General features: G+C 71.2%; 12 protein-coding genes. 10 read left to right on the top strand and 2 right to left on the bottom strand.

Annotated elements, in window-relative coordinates; translation table 11 throughout:
* Nucleotides 1-29: 29 nt before the first annotated feature.
* Nucleotides 30-1,820: a DUF4153 domain-containing protein gene (locus AB0I52_RS15270; RefSeq protein WP_363072635.1), complete on the top strand. Its 1,791-nt coding sequence runs from the start codon at nucleotides 30-32 to the stop codon at nucleotides 1,818-1,820.
* A 112-nt stretch (nucleotides 1,821-1,932) separates the two neighbouring features.
* On the opposite strand, the gene AB0I52_RS15265 is transcribed toward AB0I52_RS15270, so the two are convergent.
* The gene (locus AB0I52_RS15265; protein ID WP_363072633.1) at nucleotides 1,933-3,486 is read right to left on the bottom strand and encodes an MFS transporter; all 1,554 of its coding nucleotides are present in this window, start codon (nucleotides 3,484-3,486) and stop codon (nucleotides 1,933-1,935) included.
* Nucleotides 3,487-3,739: 253 nt separating this feature from the next.
* Between AB0I52_RS15265 and AB0I52_RS15260 the strand changes: the two genes are divergently transcribed.
* The 3 genes from AB0I52_RS15260 (at nucleotide 3,740) to AB0I52_RS15250 (ending at nucleotide 5,897) form a co-directional block, all read left to right on the top strand.
* Nucleotides 3,740-4,366: a TetR/AcrR family transcriptional regulator gene (locus AB0I52_RS15260; protein WP_363072631.1), complete on the top strand. Its 627-nt coding sequence runs from the start codon at nucleotides 3,740-3,742 to the stop codon at nucleotides 4,364-4,366.
* Between the two features lie 139 nt (nucleotides 4,367-4,505).
* Nucleotides 4,506-5,216, top strand: a complete 711-nt coding sequence (locus AB0I52_RS15255; protein ID WP_362965758.1) for a ribonuclease HII — start codon at nucleotides 4,506-4,508, stop codon at nucleotides 5,214-5,216.
* 60 nt (nucleotides 5,217-5,276) lie between these two features.
* Entirely contained in the window at nucleotides 5,277-5,897 is a 621-nt protein-coding gene (locus AB0I52_RS15250) for a hypothetical protein (RefSeq protein WP_363072629.1), read from the top strand.
* Nucleotides 5,898-5,962: 65 nt separating this feature from the next.
* Here AB0I52_RS15250 and AB0I52_RS15245 read toward each other — a convergent pair whose 3' ends face one another.
* Nucleotides 5,963-6,592, bottom strand: coding sequence for a hypothetical protein (locus tag AB0I52_RS15245; RefSeq protein WP_363072627.1), 630 nt, complete (start codon nucleotides 6,590-6,592; stop codon nucleotides 5,963-5,965).
* A gap of 425 nt (nucleotides 6,593-7,017) precedes the next feature.
* On the opposite strand from AB0I52_RS15245, the gene AB0I52_RS15240 reads away from it, so the two are divergent.
* From AB0I52_RS15240 to AB0I52_RS15215, 6 genes are all read left to right on the top strand, one after another.
* Nucleotides 7,018-9,177, top strand: coding sequence for a RecQ family ATP-dependent DNA helicase (locus tag AB0I52_RS15240; RefSeq protein WP_363072625.1), 2,160 nt, complete (start codon nucleotides 7,018-7,020; stop codon nucleotides 9,175-9,177).
* A gap of 173 nt (nucleotides 9,178-9,350) precedes the next feature.
* Nucleotides 9,351-10,652 (top strand): DUF4192 domain-containing protein, encoded by a 1,302-nt coding sequence (locus tag AB0I52_RS15235; protein WP_363072623.1) that lies wholly within the window; start codon nucleotides 9,351-9,353, stop codon nucleotides 10,650-10,652.
* A gap of 126 nt (nucleotides 10,653-10,778) precedes the next feature.
* Entirely contained in the window at nucleotides 10,779-11,543 is a 765-nt protein-coding gene (locus tag AB0I52_RS15230) for an NUDIX domain-containing protein (RefSeq protein ID WP_363072621.1), read from the top strand.
* 243 nt (nucleotides 11,544-11,786) lie between these two features.
* A complete protein-coding gene (locus AB0I52_RS15225) occupies nucleotides 11,787-13,631 on the top strand; it encodes an ATP-binding cassette domain-containing protein (protein ID WP_363072620.1) in 1,845 nt (614 codons plus the stop codon).
* A gap of 160 nt (nucleotides 13,632-13,791) precedes the next feature.
* Entirely contained in the window at nucleotides 13,792-14,679 is an 888-nt protein-coding gene (locus AB0I52_RS15220) for a FadR/GntR family transcriptional regulator (RefSeq protein ID WP_363072744.1), read from the top strand.
* A 323-nt stretch (nucleotides 14,680-15,002) separates the two neighbouring features.
* Entirely contained in the window at nucleotides 15,003-16,550 is a 1,548-nt protein-coding gene (locus tag AB0I52_RS15215; protein WP_363072618.1) for an RNA polymerase sigma factor, read from the top strand.
* Nucleotides 16,551-16,653: the final 103 nt, after the last annotated feature.

Below are 16,653 nucleotides of genomic sequence, written 5' to 3'. Positions count from 1 at the left end.
GTGGGCGGACCTCGGTGGGGAGGGGTCCCATGTCCGATCACAGATCAGAGTCACCCCGGCCCGAGCACGCGCCGGGGCCTCCGGAGCCGGCGGATCCGCCCGGAGCGGCCGAGGCCCGGACACCCGAGCCGGCTCAGGCACAGATGTCCAAGCCCGTGCGGATGCCCGCGCAGTCCGGTACGCCGAACCCCGCCGTCCCGGACGAGCGCGACACCGTGCCGGAGCCTCCGAAGGTGCCGGCCTACACGCAGCAGCCGCCCGCTCCCGGGCCGCGCACCGCCAAGCGGACGCCCTCGGAACTCACACGGATCCGCCCCGCCGAGCCGGGGGTCATCCCCGCGGCCACGCTCTGGTCCGTCCTGGCCACCGCACTGCTCAGCGCCCTGCTGCTCGGTGACGGGATCGGCCCGAACCTGCTCGTCGTGGCGGTGCCCGCGGCACTCGCGGCGTACTTCGCCGCACGGGCGGCCGGTCGCCGGCTGCGCCCGTGGACCGCTGTCCGGGCGGTCGGCGGCCTCTCGCTCCTGGTCGTCCCGGCACTCCGTGACGCCGGCTGGCCGGTCTTCCTCGCCATCGTGTCAGCCGTGGCGGTGGGCTCACTCGCGCTGCACGGCAGCCGGGGCTGGCTCGGGATCTTCCTCGGCTCGCTGGGACTCCTGACGTCCGTCGCCGGATCGCTGGGCTGGGGCGCCCACGGCGTACGCGACCGGATGGCCGGCTCCCGGGGCCGCTGGGGCGTCGCGTTCCGCTCCACGGCCGCGGCGGTCGTGCTGCTCATCGTGTTCGGGGCGCTCTTCGCGAGCGCCGATGCCGCGTTCGCCGATGTGCTCGGCAGCCTGATTCCCGATGTGTCGCTCGGCGAGGGCCCGTGGCGGCTGTTCCTCGGCGCGATCGGGCTCGTGGGTGCGCTCGCCGCCGCGTACACCGCCGCCGCTCCGGTGCGCTGGGACGCGCTGACCGTGCCTCCCGGCCCGGCACGCGGGCGGCTGGAATGGGCGCTTCCGCTGATCGTCCTGAACCTGCTCTTCGCCGTCTTCCTCGCCATTCAGCTCACGGTGCTGCTCGGCGGGTACGGCAAGGTGATGGCCGAGACCGGTCTCAGCGACCAGTACGCCCAGTACGCCCGCGAGGGCTTCTGGCAACTGCTCTGGGCCACCCTGCTCACGCTGGGCGTCATCGCGCTCGCGCTGCGCTGGGCACCTCGCGGCGGACCACGCGACCGTACGCTCGTGCGGGCCGTGCTCGGCACGCTGTGTCTGCTGACCCTCGTCGTCGTCGCCTCCGCACTGCGGCGCATGGATCTGTACGTCGAGGCCTACGGTCTGACCCGGCTGCGTATCTCCGTGGCGGCGGTGGAGCTCTGGCTGGGTGTGGTCCTGGTGCTGATCATGGCGGCCGGGGTGTTCGGCGCCAAGCTGCTTCCGCGCGCCGTCGCGGCGAGCGCCGCCCTCGGGGTGCTGGCCTTCGGGCTGGTCTCGCCGGACGCCCTGATCGCGGAACAGAACGTCCACCGTTACCGCCAGGGCCACTCGATCGACATCCAGTACCTCCGTGGCCTCTCCGCCGACGCGGTACCGGCTCTGGACGCCTTGAGCGAGCCGCTGCGCTCCTGCGCGCTTCAGGAGATCCAGCGGTCGCTGAGGAGCTCGGACACGCCTTGGTACGCGACGAGTTGGGGCGAGGCGCGGGCCCGGGACATTCTCGGTGACTGGGATCCCGGTGCGCGGGTGCTGAGCTGTCAGGGCGTGGGGCCGGGCGATGAGGAGAGCGGCCGAGGCGGCGACGGGGGCGACTCGTACGATCCGTACGACCCCTACTGATCCGCACGATCCGTACGGCCCATACGCCTCTGCTGATCCAATTCGAGCCTGTCCGGCGGATCGACGCCGGACAGGCCCCGTGCTTCCTTCCGTCCATCCGGACGGCTGCGCGTTACGCGGCCGGCCCTCCCGCCGACGCCTTGCCGCTCAGCGCGTCCAGATCGCTCTTGCGCACACGGATCACCAGCGCCGCGGTCAGCAGGGCGAGGGCCGCCATGGCCACCGCCGCGATGAACGCGCTCGAGATGCCCTGGGCGAGCACCTCGTGCCCCCAGCTCCCCGGCAGCTCCCGACTCCTGGCGAACGCCGCCTTCTGTTCGGGCGTCGCCTTCGCCAGGAACTGCGGAACCTGCTTCTCCGCCTCGTTGCGGCTCGCCGTGCCGAAGACCGTGACCAGGATCGAGAGCCCCAGCGAACCGCCCACCTGCTGGCTCGCGTTGAGCAGGCTGGACGCCGCCCCCGCCTCGTGCTGGGCGACGCCGGAGACCGCGGTGAGGGTGAGCGTCACGAAGTTCAGCCCCATGCCGACGCCGAAGAGCAGCATCGGTCCCAGCACCCCCGACAGATAGGAGCTGTCGGGGGATATGAGCGTGAGCCAGCCGAGACCCGCACCGGTGAGCGCCGAGCCGGTGACCATGAAGGGCTTCGGTCCGAGCACCGGAAGGAGCCGCTGCGAGAGTCCGGCCCCGGTGGCGATCGCGACGGCTACGGGCAGGAACGCCAGACCCGATTCGATCGGACTGTAGGCCAGTACGTTCTGTACGAACAGCACGATGAAGAAGAACATGCCGAGCATGGCCGCGGACAGGCTGAGCATGATCACGTACGTTCCGGAGCGGTTGCGGTCGGCGAACATCCGCAGCGGGGTGATCGGCTCCCGGGCACGCATCTCGATGAGGACGAACGAGGCGAGCAGCACGACTGCGGCGCCGAACGAACTCAGCGTGAGTGAGTCGCTCCAGCCCTCCTCGGACGCCCGGATGAACCCGTAAACGAGCGAGGCCATGCCGAGGGTCGAGGTCAGGGCACCCGATATGTCGAAACGGCCCGGATGCCTCTTCGACTCGTCGATGTACAGCGGAGCGAGCACGGCGATCAGCACACCGATCGGCACGTTGACGAAGAAGACCCAGCGCCAGTCCAGCCATTCGGTGAGCATTCCGCCCGCCAGCAGGCCGATCGCGCCGCCACCCGCCGATACGGCGGCGAAGACACCGAAGGCGCGGTTGCGCTCCGGGCCCTCCGGGAATGTGGTGGTGATGAGGGCGAGTGAGGTCGGTGAGGCGATCGCGCCGCCGATGCCCTGGAGGGCGCGGGCCGCGAGCAACTGCCAGGGTTCCTGGGCGAATCCGCCGAGCAGCGAGGCCAGGGTGAAGATCAGGATTCCGGCCATGAAGACCCGGCGGCGGCCGAGGATGTCCCCGGCCCGGCCACCGAGCAGCAGAAGCCCGCCGAAGGTGAGCGTATAGGCACTGAGGACCCAGGAGAGATCGGTGGTCGAGAAACTCAGGGCGTTCTGGATGTGCGGGAGCGCGATGTTGACGATCGTGGCATCGAGCACAACCATCAACTGGCAGGCGGCGATGACGGTCAGGGCGATGCCCGGGCGGCCTTGCCGGCGTGCTCCGCCCGGTGCGCTCAGAGCTTCTAACTGAGAGGTTGTCACTATGGGTCCCCCACAAGTGAATTAGTGAACGGATCCGTTCACTGTTCCGGCAACGGTAGTGAATCCCCTTCAGTGAACGCAAGCGTTCACTGAATCCGCTGTTGCACGGTCATGCCCGGAGCCGCCGCCCCGGCCGGGACTGCTCGGTCCCGTCCGGTCCCATGCGCCGCCCTGTTCCGCTGTCCCTGCCCGGGTCCGAGTGCCGGCCGGGCCGGTGCGGGTGCGGCGAACCCGTTTCGATGGAGAGAAGCTCATGGTTACTTCGCGATCGGCAGCCGCCGCCCGGCCGCCGGTGGAGTCCCTTCGCCGCCGAGGCCCCGTGCTGGAGCGCGCGATCCTCGAAGCCGCACTGGAGCGGCTGAGTACGGTCGGCTGGAACGGGCTCACGATGGAGGGGGTCGCCGCGGGCGCCCAGACCGGGAAGGCGGCGATCTACCGGCGATGGTCCTCCAAGGAGGATCTGGTCGTGGACGCGTTGCGCTGTGCGCTGCCGGCGATCGGCGATGCGCCCGACTCGGGCAACATCCGTGACGATCTCTATCAGCTGTGCCGGATCCTGCGTGACGGCATGCTCTCCAAGTCCGGCACCGCGCTGCGGTCGGTCCTTCACGAATGTGATGCGAGCGCGGCTGAGCGGTTCCAGTCGGTGATCCTCAACGGCGTGATCGCGCCGACGACCGATCTCATCAGGGAAGTGGTGCGCCGTGGTGTCGACCGGGGCGAGGTCCGTCCCGATGCGCTGCGCGGGCTGGCCTTCGACGTGATCCCCGCGATGATGATGTATCGCAGCAAGGTGTGCGGCAGCGAATGGAGCGACGGCGACATCGCCGAGCTGATCGATCAGGTCGCGATGCCGTTCTTCCGCTCCGGCGCCCGCTGACCGCCCTGCCGGACGCCGCTCGGTGCTCCTCCCGGCGGCGGCGTCGTGATCCGTCCCGGGGTGCGGCACCGGACTGTGGAGGCCGGCACGCGCCCCGGGGTGTTCTCGGCGGCCGCATCGGCGTACGCTTGCTGGCGCCATGCCGTATGAACCACCCACGCACACCGTCGAGCGCTCACTGCGCGCCACCACCGGTGCCAGGACCGTCGCCGGTGTCGACGAGGTCGGGCGCGGGGCGTGGGCGGGTCCGGTCACCGTGTGTGCCGCCGTCACCGGTCTCCGTAAGCCGCCCGCCGGACTCACCGACTCCAAGCTGATCAGCCCCAAGCGCCGCGCCGAACTCGCGCCGCTCCTGGAGCGGTGGGTCACCGCGTACGGTCTCGGTGACGCCTCGCCGCAGGAGATCGACGAGCTCGGGATGACCGCCGCCCTCCGGCTCGCGGCCGTCCGTGCCCTGGAGGCGCTTCCGGTCCGTCCGGACGCGGTGATCCTCGACGGCAAGCATGACTACCTGGGCCGGCCCTGGCAGGTCCGTACCGTCATCAAGGGCGACCAGTCCTGCGTCGCGGTCGCGGCGGCCTCGGTGATCGCGAAGGTCCGCAGGGACACGGTGATGGCCGAACTCGGCGCGGAATCGGGTGAGTACGAGGACTTCGCGTTCGGCGCCAACGCCGGTTATCCGTCCCCCGTGCACAGGGCCGCACTGGAGGAGCGGGGCCCCACGGCCCACCACCGCCTCTCGTGGTCCTACCTCGACGCGCTGCCCAGGTGGCAGCACCTCAAGAAGGTCCGCTTCTCCGCCGAGGCGGCCGCACTGGAAAGCGGGGGCCAGCTCGGCTTCGACTTCTGATCGCACACACGTACCCACCCGCTGATGTCTTGTGCGTCGGCGTTTGATAGACAATCACCCATGCCTCTCATCCCCGAGGAGCCTCAGATTCACGAGAGCGCCCAGGGTCCCCGCGTCACTCCGGCCACCGGCCGTACCGCGTCGACCCCTCGTCCCGTACCCGGTCCGCGTACAGCGGCCATGCCGCGCCCCGGTCGTCCGGGTCCCGGCCCCGCGAGGCCAGCGCCCCCGGCGCAGCGCCCGCACCCCACCTCCGGCCGGCCCCAGGCCGCTCCGCCGGAGAATCGTTCCTCGCCGCAGCTCCAGCTGATCCCCGCCTCGGCCGACGGTGCGCTCGCCGCCGCCGACGAGGCGGTGGACCTGCTGCTCGACTCCGGTCGGGCACCCGGCGACATCCTGGTGCTCACCACGGGCGAGCAGCACCCGTGGGCGACGCACGAGCTGTCCTTCGGCGAGGACGCCTACTGGGCCCAACACGAAGCCGGCGACGACGTGTTCTTCGCCGGAGCCGCAGCCGCGGACCGGGTGAAGCCCCGGCCGGTGGTGATCATCGCGGTCAACGCTGCCGTGGATGACGCCGCCACCCGTGCGCTGTCCACCGCGCAGCGGAACGCCGGAGCCCTGCTGATCGTCTGCGGTGACCCGCAGCCGGTCAACGCGGCGCTCGGCGCGGGCGTCTGACCCCGGCGCGAGCCGGTCTGTGGTGACCCGGCTGCCCCGAGGGGCGGCCGGGCCCACGACCGGGGTCAGCGCGCCGCGCTGCGGTGCAGAGCCTGGGCCGCCCCGCCGCCGGAACGCGACGGCGCCGGATCCCGGGCCGGCGCGGTGTCGGAGAGAGTGGCCGGCTGCGAGGTGGAGCTGGGGCGACGGCCACCCCGGCCCTCGCCCAGCACCTGCCAGCCGCCGCGGGTCAGCGTGATGTACGCGCCGCACCTCAGACCGTGCAGGGTGCAGGCATCCCGCAGCCCCCACATCCATGCCCCGTCCTCCTCCGTCCAGCGCTCGTCCCCCTCGCGGCAGTAGAGAAGCACCGCGGTACGGACGGGTGTGCGGCGGCGGAGATCGTGCGGGATGACCCGGCGCAGATGCGCCAGCAGTGAGTTACGCAATTCCCAGCCGTCCGCCGTCACCGAGCGGCGGGCGAACGAGGCGCTGGCCGTCAGGCGTTCCTCGTGATCGAGCACGGCGACGACGGCGGTCGCCGGAGTCGGCCGGTGTCTGGCGTGCAGGCCGCTGACGACCTCGCGCGGGTTGCGCAGCAGCGGTATGCCCGCCGCGGCCCACTCGGCCGGTTCGAGTATCCGGGCAAGGCGGTTGGCGGAGTCGGCGGCTGCCGACAGCGAAGTGGCTGCGGACGGAGCGAATCCGAAGGTCACGGTCCTCCCTTCGCATACACGCCCACGATGCGGGCAGGGTCGGGTGAGGGCGCGCCGCGGCACAGCCCTTCCGGGCCGCGAAAGAAACCGTGCGGGGAGCGAGCCCAATTCTTCCTGGCGTATCGGCGGGCGGCAACGAGCAATTGGCGCAGCTGACGGTAATCAGCTGGAATGACACGCATATCCCTGCCCAATCGAGCCCCGGATGACGCCACCCGTCCCGCCCGAACAGCGAGGACCAGCGGAAACACGGCGTCCGCTCCGGCTCGTCACAGCTCCGGCCCGTGACAGCCGCCCCGTCGCGGCTCAGGCCTGTGAGACCCGGCGGCCGCACATCGCGGCACCTGCGCGTGCGCGGCTGGTGAGTTGGTTGTCACGCGGGGTGAAGTGGTCGATTGTCCGTGCCATCGGGTTGCATGGGGGGCATGGACAACCTGGAGCTCCGCACTGAAGCCGATGCCATCCTCGCTGAGCTCGTCGGCGACCCCGGGGGGTCGGCACGGCTGCGCGAGGATCAGTGGCAGGCGGTGGCGGCTCTGGTGGAGGAGCATCGTCGTGCGCTGGTCGTGCAGCGGACCGGGTGGGGCAAGTCGGCCGTGTATTTCGTGGCCACCGCTCTGTTGCGGCGGCGTGGCGCGGGCCCCACGGTGATCATTTCGCCGCTGCTGGCGCTGATGCGCAACCAGGTCGAGTCGGCGGCGCGGGCCGGTATCCAGGCGCGCACCATCAACTCGGCCAACCCGGAGGAGTGGGAAACGATCTACGGGGAAGTGGAGCGCGGCGAGACCGACGTTCTCCTTGTGAGCCCGGAACGCCTTAATTCTGTTGATTTCCGCGATCAGGTCTTGCCGAAGCTCGCGGCCACGACCGGTCTGCTGGTGGTCGACGAGGCGCACTGCATTTCCGACTGGGGGCACGACTTCCGGCCCGACTACCGTCGGCTGCGCACCATGCTCGCCGAGCTGCCGGCGGGGGTACCGGTGCTCGCCACGACGGCGACCGCGAACGCCCGGGTGACAGCGGATGTGGCGGAGCAGTTGGGCACGGGGAGCGGGGACGCCCTTGTTCTGCGGGGGCCGCTGGACCGGGAGAGCCTTCGGCTGGGCGTGCTGGAGCTGCCGGACGCCGCGCACCGGCTGGCATGGCTGGGGGAGCGGCTGGGGGATCTGCAGGGTTCGGGGATCATTTACACGCTGACCGTGGCGGCGGCGGAAGAAGTGGCGGCATTCCTGCGTCAGTGCGGGTACCCGGTGGCCTCCTACACGGGGAAGACGGAGAACGCCGACCGGCTGCAGGCCGAGGAGGACCTGCTGGCGAACCGGGTGAAGGCGCTGGTGGCGACCTCCGCCCTGGGGATGGGGTTCGACAAGCCGGACCTGGGATTCGTGGTGCACCTGGGGTCGCCCTCCTCCCCGATCGCCTACTACCAGCAGGTCGGGCGTGCGGGGCGCGGCGTGGACCATGCCGATGTGCTGCTGCTTCCGGGCCGGGAGGACGAGGCGATCTGGGCGTACTTCGCCTCGGTGGGCTTCCCGCCCGAGGAGCAGGTGCGACGCACCCTCGACGTTCTTGAGCACGCCGGCCGGCCGCTGTCGCTGCCGGCGCTGGAGCCGCTGGTGGAGCTTCGGCGCTCACGGCTGGAGTCGATGCTGAAGGTCCTGGACGTGGACGGGGCGGTCAAGCGGGTGAAGGGCGGCTGGACGGCCACCGGGCAGCCGTGGACCTACGACGCGGAGCGTTACGCGTGGGTGGCGCGCCAGCGGAAGGCCGAGCAGCAGGCCATGCGGGACTACGTGGCGACCACGGGGTGCCGGATGGAGTTCCTGCAGCGGCAGCTCGACGACGAGAAGGCCGCCCCCTGCGGTCGCTGCGACATCTGCGCAGGGCCCTGGCTCGACACCGCCGTCTCACCCGGCGCTCTTGCCGGAGCGGCCGGCGAGCTGGACCGCCCGGGGGTCGAGGTGGAGCCGCGCCGCATGTGGCCCACGGGCATGGCGGCGGTCGGAGTCGACCTCAAGGGCCGTATCCCCGTGGGCCAGCAGGCGGCCATGGGGCGTGCCCTCGGCAGGTTGTCGGACATCGGCTGGGGCAACCGACTGCGCCCCCTGCTGTCGGAGCAGGCACCGGACGGGCCGGTCCCGGAGGATGTGCTGGCCGCCGTCGTGACGGTGGTGGCCGACTGGGCCCGTTCACCGGGCGGCTGGGCCAGTGGTGCCCCTGACGCGGTGGCGCGGCCGGTCGGTGTCGTCGCCATGCCCTCCCGCACCCGCCCGCAACTGGTCTCCTCCGTGGCGGAGGGTCTGGCACGCGTCGGCAGGCTCCCGCTGCTGGGCAGCCTGGCCTACACCCCGCAGGCCGACGAGTACGCGGGCCACCGCAGCAACTCCGCCCAGCGGCTCAGGGCCCTGGCAGCCTCGTTCACCGTGCCCGACGAACTCGCGGCTGCCCTGGCCGGCACCCCCGGTCCGGTCCTGCTCGTCGACGACTACACCGACTCCGGGTGGACCCTGGCCGTCGGCGCACGCCTCCTCCGCCAGGGCGGGGCCGGCCAGGTGCTCCCACTCGTTCTCGCACAGGCCGGATAGACGGAGCCGGCGCGGACCGACTCGAAGGGTCGGCCCGCCAGATCGACTCAAGCGTCGGCTCGACAGATCGACTCAAGGGTCGGCTCGACGGGGTGATTCGGCAGGCCGACCCCCTGTGGATAAGTTATCCACAGGGGGTCGCGGATTCTCGCCCGGCACGAGACGGTCATGCCATGAACAAGCACCACGAATCCACCGGCCCGTCCGACGAACAGCAGATCATCCTGCGAGGCCCGGCCGAGCTGGCCGATGCCCTCCCGTATCTCATGGGGTTCCATCCGAGCGACAGCGTGGTCATGGTTGCCCTGCACGGTGGCCGGGGCCGCTTCGGCGGGCGGCTCAGGCTCGGCATCCCGCAGTCCGCCCAGGAGTGGCCGTCGGTTGCCGAGCAGCTCGCGGAGTGCCTGATCAAGGGGAGCGAGCGGCGCGGCGGCCGGCCCGACGCGATCGTCGTCTTCCTCTGCCAGGATCCGGCCGACGGAGAGACCGGCGGCCAGGTCATGGAGCGTCTGCGGCCCTTCGCCCAGCGTCTGCGCACCGCCTGCGGCGCACTGGACGTGCCCGTGCTCGAAGCGCTCTGCCTCTCCGGCAACCGCTACTGGTCCTATTGCTGCCCCGACGCCCGGTGCTGCCCGCTCGACGGCAATCCGCTGGCCGTGCCCGGCACCTCGGTGATGGCGGCGGCAGCGGCCTACGCGGGCATTCAAGTACGGGGATCGCTGCGTGAGATGGAGGCGAGGCTGGCACCCCTGACAGCCACGGCGGGTACGGAGCAGCAGCAGGCGCTCGATTCCGCGGGGGCCGCGCTGCTGCCGAAGCTCCTCGACGAGGAGGGTCGCAGGGAGGTCGGCGGCTCGACGGTGAAGCTCGCCCGACGGCTCATGAAGCGCCTCGGGGAGGCGCCGGCGGCGATGCCCTCGCTCGCCGACCTCAACGATGACCGGCTGATCAGTCACGAGGAGGCCGCCGCGGTGATTCTCGGCCTTCAGGACCGGGAGACCCGCGACAGGGTCGCGGAATGGATGGAAGGGCCCGAGGCGGAGTCCGCGCTGAGGCTGTGGCGGGCGCTGGCGCGCCGTTGTGTCGCGCCGTACGAGGAGCACGCGGCGGCCCCGCTCACGCTGGCGGGCTGGGTCGCGTGGTCCACCGGGGACGAACCGGCCGCACGGGTCGCGCTGGGCCTCGCCCTGCGGCTGGATCCCGGCTACACCTTCGCGCAGCTCCTGCACGAGGCGTGCAACCAGGGCCTCGACCCGGAGACGCTGCGCCGCTGCCTGCGCGGTGAGCGGACCACGCGTACGGTGCGGCGCGGCCGGCGTACGGGCGGGGTCGAAGGGGCCCCTTCCGTACGTGCGCGTGCTGCCGGGCGGCGCGGGACGCAGCCGCGGGCCGCCGGACCCGGAACGGCGACCGGAAGGCGCCGCGCCGGACAGCCGCGGACCCACGGCCGCCGGGGGACCAGGGCCCGCCGGTGACGGAGGGCGCGGCAGTGGAACGTGGCCGGGGCGGTCCCGGCCGGTCCGGGGGCGGGCGGTGCAGGGACGGACGAAGAGCGCGACGAAGCGCGTGTTTATCGTCAGGCAGACGACTATGATCACGACATGCCGCCCTACGACCCGTCGACCTTCCCGCCCTTCGCTGTCACCGTCGACCTGGTCGTGCTCACGGTGCGCCGTCATGCGCTCTGCGCGCTGGTGGTGCGCCGAGGTGAGTCGCCCTTCCAGGGCAGGTGGGCGCTGCCCGGCGGCTTCGTCAGAGCCGATGAGGATCTCGGTGCCGCCGCGGCGCGTGAGCTCGTCGAGGAGACGGGGCTGTCCGCGCACGACCCGGCGGTCCCGGCCGTCGGGAACGGCGCCCATCTCGAACAGCTCGCCACCTACGGGGACCCCGGGCGTGATCCGCGGATGAGGGTCGTCAGCGTCGCCCACCTCGCGCTGGCCCCTGATCTGCCCGCTCCCCGGGCGGGCGGGGACGCGAACAGCGCGCGCTGGGCACCTGTCGAGGACGTGCTCGGACCGGAGGGCGGGTACGGCCGTGACGGCGAACACCGGGCGCCGTTGGCCTTCGATCACGCGCAGATCCTGGCCGACGGGGTGGAGCGGGCCCGCTCCAAGATCGAGTACTCCTCGCTGGCCACGGCCTTCTGCCCGCCGGCGTTCACGGTCGGGGAGCTGCGCAGGGTGTACGAAGCGGTGTGGGGCGTGGTGCTCGACCCGAGGAATTTCCACCGCAAGGTGACAGGTACTCCCGGCTTCCTGGTGCCCTCCGGCGGCACGACCACCAGACAGGGCGGCCGTCCCGCCCAGCTCTTCCGGCCGGGCGCGGCCACCGTGCTCAACCCGCCGATGCTCAGGCCCGAGGTCTGAGCCTGCTTCGGCGGTAGCGCGGTGCACCGGCTAGGTGTCCGTATCCGGTGAGTGCCCGTCCACGGGATACGTACCCGTACACCGGATGCGTGCCCGGGTGCCGGATGCGGCAGCCGTCGCGGTCCTGCGCGGGTGAGGCCGGAACGCCACAGGTACAGTGCTGCGCGAAAAGTCGCATATGTCGGGTTATCTTGCTGCGGTACCCACTGCCGTCGAGCGGTCTCACCTCCTGCGAGAGAAGCGATGCTCCAGGCCATCGGACTCACCAGCACCCGCCGCCGCGGACTTCGGCCCGCCGTGGACGACCTCACGTTCGAAGCCGCCTCCGGCTGCGTCACCGCACTTGTGGGCGCGCCGGGCTCCGGTAAGACCGCAGCCCTGCGGCTGATGCTCGAACTCGAGCCGGGCCGGGGGATCACCTACTTCCGGGGCAGAGCGCTGCACCGCGTCGCACACCCCGCCCGCGAAGTGGGAGTGCTGCTCGGGGACGTGCCGGGCCACCCGGTCCGCACCGCCCGCGGACAGCTCCGCATGCTCTGTGCCGCGGCGGGCGTACCGGCGTCCAGAGCCGACGAACTGCTCGACACCGTAGGCCTCGCCGGGCTCGGCGATCAGCGCATCGGCTCGCTCTCCCACGGCATGGACCGCAGGCTGGCCCTCGCCTCCGCGCTGCTCGGCGACCCGCACGCGCTCATCCTCGACGACCCCACGGAAGGACTCGCCGCGCCGGAGGCCGACTGGCTGCACGGGGTGCTGCGGTCCCACGCCGCCCGGGGCGGCGTCGTGCTGTACACCACCAGCGATCCCAAGGAGGCCGCACGGTCGGCGGGGCACGTGGTGTCCATCGACGGCGGACGGCTGGTCGCGGACCAGGGCGTCGCCGACTTCGCCCGCACCAGGCTCCGCCCCCGCGTCGCGGTCCGTACCCCGCACGCCGCCCGCCTTGCCGCGGTCGTCAGCCGCGAGGCGCGGGCGGCCCGGCGCTCCGTCGAGGTTGTCACCGAGGCGAGCCGCAGCCGCCTCTCCGTCTACGGCAGCACCTGTGCGGAGATCGGCGACACGGCATTCCGGCACGGGCTTCCCGTTCACCAGCTCGCCGACGAGGTCGGCGACACCGGCCCGGTCGTCGACCACACGGTTCCCGGTGGTGTCACCCCCGCGCCCGGTGCCGACGGGACAGGCGGCGACGGGGCCGATGGCCGCGTGACCGAGGCCGACGAGGCCGGCGGCAAGGGGGCAGGGGCTGTGGCCGCACCGCAGCCGGCCGTGCGCACCGCCGGGGCCGAGCTTCCGCCGCCGATCAGGCGGCGGCCCGCCCGCGGTCCGCTGCGTCCGGTGCGTTACGAACTGCGCCGCCTCTTCGGGGTCAGGACCACGACCCTGATCATGGCCGTCGGCCTGGTCGCCTCGGCCGGCATCTCCGTCCTGCTCGCCCGCGACGGCCGTACGCCGCTGCCGAACGTGCTTGCCGCCTGGCCGTCCCTGCTCCCGCTGCCGCCGGCCGCGCTCTGTGCCGGGCTGCTCGGGGCGCTCTCCTTCGGAGACGAGTTCCGCTACCCCGCGCTCGCCGCCGGCCGCGGCACCGTACCCCGCCGCCTCGGACTTCTCCTTGCCAAGCTGGCGGTGTCCGCGGGCGTCGCCCTGCTGCTCGCCCTGCTTGTCGTACTGGCCTCCGCGGCTTCCCTTCGCCTCGTCTACGGCGGTGACTTGATCAGGATTCCGCCGAATGTGATGTCGCTGGCCGTGAGTTGGTCGGGCCTGACCGTCGGCTGCGCCTGGGCCGGACTGCTGGCCGCCGGGGTGTTCCGGGTGACGGCGGCGGGTGTGGCCGCGGTGCTCGCCGTTCCGGTGCTGATGGTTCCGCTCGTCCAGCGGATGCCGAAGGCTCCGACCGCCCGTTCGATGGCCGGACTTCCGGGCCGGCTGTGGGAGCTGGCCTGGCCGCGGTGGCCGCACGAGACGGACCGGTGGGCGCTGGCCGCGATGCGGGTCGTGGCGCACCCCGTGGGGACCGCATTGACCCTGTCGTTGTCGGTCCTCATCTGCGCGTATCTGTTCACCAGCCTTCGCGGGAGGGTGCGTTGGTGATCACAGGACGGCGCCGGAACGTCAAAAATCCCACAACTCCATTGAGAATGCCTGGTTCGCACCAATAAGGCGTCAATTGGGAAGCAGGTGCCGATCACCCTTTCGTGTGCTTTTCACCAAAGACCTCAAGGGGCGGCTGAGCCGCGCCGACAAAGGATGCGTGAGTACCCTTGCGCACACCATGATGACCGCCGCCCGCGCTGCCGACTCCGGCCTCGCCGGCTCGGGCGAACTCGACCGTTACCCCTACGCGGAGGCGCCGGCCGGCGAGCGTGCCGCCACTCGTTCCTGGGGCGGTCCCGACAACGAGCTCGGCAGGGTGGGCCGACGGGGATCGGCCAGTCGTGGCCGAGGCCTGCACGGCCAACTTGTCCAGCAGCTCGGACAGATGATCGTTTCCGGGGACCTGGGTGCTGACCGCCCCCTGGTGCCGGAGGAGATCGGCCAGCGTTTCGAGGTCTCGCGCACCGTCGTGCGGGAGTCGCTGCGCGTGCTGGAGGCGAAGGGGCTGGTCAGCGCCCGGCCCAATGTGGGTACCCGGGTCAGGCCCGTCAGTGACTGGAATCTGCTCGATCCCGACATCATCGAATGGCGCGCCTTCGGCCCGCAGCGCGATGACCAGCGTCGCGAGCTGAGTGAGCTCCGGTGGACCATCGAGCCGCTCGCCGCCAGCCTTGCCGCGGGCCACGGCCGTGAGGATCTTCAGCAGCGCCTCGCCGACATGGTCGAGATCATGGGGCACGCGCTCGGGCAAGGTGACGTGATCACCTGCGCTCGGGCCGACGCGGAGTTTCACGCCCTGCTCATCCAGGCCGCGGGCAACCGCATGCTGGAGCACCTCTCCGGCATCGTTTCCGCCGCCCTGCATGTCTCGGGTGGCCCGGTGACCGGTTGCGACCGCCCCAATGAGGCATCGCTCGGCCACCACGCGCGGATCGTCGACGCCCTGGCGTCCGGCGACTCCGCAGGCGCCGAGGCGGCCATGCGCCAGCTGCTCGCGATCCCTCTAGAGGTGGAGCGGGTGGTGCCGGCGCCGCGCGAGCACTGAGCGCGCGGCACGGTCAGGGCGTACGAGCCAGGTGTCGCCGGACCCTCGTGGTCCGGCGGCACAATTGTGGGGGGATGTAGCCCCTGGTCGCGTTCGTCGGAAATGGGGTGTGACTCGGGCCACGCGGATTGGGCGTAACACTCCTCGAAACAGCGCGATGACTTAAGAGGTGACCGCCGCGGAAGGAATACAGCAGCCGATCAGTGCGCTGTGCAGTTCTGAGGCATAGCCCGCGCCGTCGGCACACTCCCAGCCGACGGTCGTCGGTTCAGCCCTCTCCGGGCCGGGCCGGAAGCCGTTTCCATCGTTCCGAGAGGTTGTTCGTGTCGGCCAGCACATCCCGTACGCTCCCGCCGGAGATCGCCGAGTCCGAATCTGTGATGGCGCTCATCGAGCGGGGAAAGGCTGATGGGCAGATCGCCGGCGATGACGTGCGTCGGGCCTTCGAGGCTGACCAGATTCCGCCAACCCAGTGGAAGAACGTTCTGCGCAGCCTCAACCAGATCCTCGAGGAAGAGGGTGTGACGCTGATGGTCAGTGCCGCGGAGCCGTCCAAGCGCGCCCGCAAGAGTGTCGCAGCGAAGAGCCCGGTCAAGCGCACCGCCACCAAGACTGTCGCGGCCAAGACGACCGTGACGCGTACCGTCGCGGCCACCGCCGCCCCGTCGGCCGAGACCGTGGACGTGGTGGCCGATGACGCCACCGCGGCCGCCCCTGCGAAGAAGGCGGCAGCCAAGAAGACGGCTGCCAAGAAGACCGCCGTGAAGAAGACGGCGGCCAAGAAGACCGCGACGAAGAAGGCCGGCAAGCAGGACGACGAAGCCCTTGACGGCGACGACGCGGCCGAGGATGTCAAGGCCGGCAAGGGTGAGGAAGAGGAGGGCGAGGGCGAGAACAAGGGCTTCGTCCTCTCCGACGACGACGAGGACGACGCACCTGCGCAGCAGGTCGCCGTCGCCGGCGCCACGGCCGACCCGGTCAAGGACTACCTGAAGCAGATCGGCAAGGTCCCGCTCCTCAATGCCGAGCAGGAGGTCGAGCTCGCCAAGCGCATTGAGGCGGGTCTGTTCGCCGAGGACAAGCTGGCGAACTCCGACAAGCTCGCGCCGAAGCTCAAGCGCGAGCTGGAGATCATCGCCGAGGACGGCCGCCGCGCCAAGAACCACCTGCTGGAGGCCAACCTCCGTCTCGTGGTCTCGCTGGCCAAGCGCTACACCGGCCGCGGCATGCTCTTCCTGGACCTGATCCAGGAGGGCAACCTCGGTCTGATCCGCGCGGTCGAGAAGTTCGACTACACCAAGGGCTACAAGTTCTCCACGTACGCCACCTGGTGGATCCGTCAGGCGATCACCCGCGCCATGGCGGACCAGGCCCGCACCATCCGTATCCCGGTGCACATGGTCGAGGTCATCAACAAGCTCGCGCGGGTGCAGCGCCAGATGCTCCAGGACCTGGGCCGCGAGCCCACCCCGGAGGAGCTGGCCAAGGAACTCGACATGACCCCTGAGAAGGTCATCGAGGTCCAGAAGTACGGCCGCGAGCCGATCTCCCTGCACACCCCGCTGGGTGAGGACGGGGACAGCGAGTTCGGTGACCTGATCGAGGACTCCGAGGCGGTCGTCCCGGCCGACGCGGTCAGCTTCACGCTCCTCCAGGAGCAGCTGCACTCGGTGCTCGACACCCTCTCCGAGCGTGAGGCCGGCGTGGTCTCCATGCGCTTCGGTCTCACCGACGGACAGCCGAAGACGCTGGACGAGATCGGCAAGGTCTACGGCGTGACGCGTGAGCGCATCCGTCAGATCGAGTCCAAGACCATGTCGAAGCTGCGCCACCCGTCGCGTTCGCAGGTGCTGCGCGACTACCTCGACTAGGTCGCAGGAGTACACGGAACGAGGGCCCACGTCCCAGGGGGATGCGGGCCCTCGTTCCGTGCTTGGGGTGCGGATCGACGTCGGCGGAATGACTCTGGGTAGG

The organism is Streptomyces sp. NPDC050423, assembly GCF_040655445.1.
In the GTDB taxonomy this organism is placed as follows: Bacteria; Actinomycetota; Actinomycetes; order Streptomycetales; family Streptomycetaceae; genus Streptomyces.
The sequence above is the reverse complement of the archived record's forward strand: the minus strand, read 5'-3'. Positions and strand labels throughout refer to the sequence as shown.